Source organism: Nocardia sp. NPDC058497 (assembly GCF_042720195.1).
Classification (GTDB): Bacteria; Actinomycetota; Actinomycetes; order Mycobacteriales; family Mycobacteriaceae; genus Nocardia.
In genome coordinates this window covers 1-1,985 of the sequence record NZ_JBHXMY010000828.1, presented here as the reverse complement: position 1 = coordinate 1,985, position 1,985 = coordinate 1, and the positions used below count along the sequence as shown (strand labels likewise).

General features: G+C 58.0%; 2 protein-coding genes. Both read left to right on the top strand.

Annotated elements, in window-relative coordinates:
- The first annotated feature begins 495 nt into the window (after positions 1-495).
- Positions 496-810 (top strand): hypothetical protein, encoded by a 315-nt coding sequence (locus tag ACFWPJ_RS31480; RefSeq protein ID WP_378856956.1) that lies wholly within the window; start codon positions 496-498, stop codon positions 808-810.
- Positions 807-1,985 (top strand): hypothetical protein (locus ACFWPJ_RS31475; RefSeq protein WP_378856954.1); only part of this gene is annotated, 1,179 nt, incomplete at its 3' end. The genes ACFWPJ_RS31480 and ACFWPJ_RS31475, both read left to right, overlap by 4 nt.

Below are 1,985 nucleotides of genomic sequence, written 5' to 3'. Positions count from 1 at the left end.
CCCTCGTGCAGACTCGTGGAATAGGCGTAGCAGGTGGCTTTGCCGATGCCCTGGTCGACGGCGAGTCGGCCGCGGCGGATCGCGTCGAGGAACCTCGGTTGTACGAGAACTGCCTGTGTACGAGAACTGCCAGATCGTGCGGATTCAGGGCACGACGGCCGACGCGGGTGCCTCGGCGGCGTCCGACACGAGCAGACTGGTCAACCAACCGACGTGGCCTCGGCCACCGGCAGGACCGTCATACTCCTCGGGCGCGGAGCTCCTGTGAGGTTGTGCTTCTTGGTCGACACAGCCTCCACCAAGTGCATCGCGCTTTCACGTTGCTACCCAAGGGTTTCCGGCGTGACACCTGGCCAGACGGCCGCGCGCCCGCCTACCCGGAAAGGTTCACTTTCACGATCATCGACGTGCCACAGGTAGGCGAAGGCCTGGCGAAAGATCGAGGCTAATATGTAGCCGACACCGAGCGGCGATGAGTAATAAGGGAGGGGTCCGATGGGTGGTCACGTGAGGGTCGATCCGGAGCAGCTACGCAAGCTCGGGGGCAATCTGACCAGTTCGGGGGGCACGATCAAGACCCTCAACAAGGACATCAGCGGGTGGTCCTTCACAGCAGCTCAGGCAGGCAGAGCCTACGGCGATGAGGGCACCAAGTTAGGTGCCGAAATCGTGAATATCGGCGCCTGGCTGACACACTGGGAGACTGCGGTGACCAAGTCGGGCAATACATACACGACCAGCGCGAATACCTACTCGGCAGTCGATGATGCCAATGTCACCAAGTTCACAGCTACGGTGAATCTCGGATGAGCTGGTCAGCAGACGAATCAGGCGTCGTCACAGAGGGAAAGATAAATTCCGACTGGGAACACAGTGTATCAAAGACCGCAGGTAACGCGGACAAGATACTCAGCGACGGAGCCGAGGGCCTCAAGTACTTCGAGTATTACCTCCCCCTGTACAGGCAATGCCTCGAGAAGCACGGTCTAGGAAAAGCGGAGATCGCCGGGCGCGACTACTATCAACTGTGCGGGCTGTACGATGCCGAGCTGGGAATGGACATCGAGGCGATCGAACGCATGTCAGCCATGCTTGCTTCTGCACTCCCCCAGCTCTCTACCGAGTTGCAGAAACAGCAGACACAGCGCAATGCTATACAAAACATTTGGCAGGGCGATGCCGGCAATGCCGCGTTTACAATGCTGAATGAACAGGTTCGACGCGCCAATGAAGATCATAGTCACGCTGGGACCGCCTCGCGCGAATTGGGTGAGCTAGCGACCGCCCTACGAAATATCGTCGCCGAAAAGGCAACTGATGTCAGAGGCTACTGGCGCCCCGCAGGGACTGCGGACTTCGAAGGTTTTAACGAAGAACCCCTGATCGGCGTTATTAAGAACTACATTGCGTATGCACACCGAACACCAACTCAGATGACATTCCTTCGCGATGTATTTGTCCCGCAGGTAGAAGCAACAGTTCTACACTTCGAAGAAGTCTGCAAAGAAACATCGACCGTAATCCGCGAAGCGTTCAAGCAAGCAACCACAGCACTCGCCGCAGTAGAAGCAGCCGCATATCCGATGCCCCAGGATACTGCAGTACCGGACAACTCCAAGGTAGTAACGCCCTCCACAGGAAACCCATCCGGTGGCGATACCTCAAGCGGCGACAATAACGGCTCGACCGGAGGAACTCCCGCGACGACTACCGACGACACGAAAACCGACACCGCGGGAACCAAGAATCCGACATCAACCGACGATACCGACGACGATGATACCGATGACGATTCGTCCACCGATCTGAGCAGCTTGTTGTCAACGGTCTCGAGCGGATTGTCGACATTGAGCTCAGTGGTCAGCGAACTGTCGAGCCTCACTTCAGGATCGTCCGGTTCGGCCGAGTCCATCGCCGAATCGATCGGCACCGGCCTCAGTTCGCTCGGAACATCGATCACCAGTGGCATCGAGCAGTTGAGCACG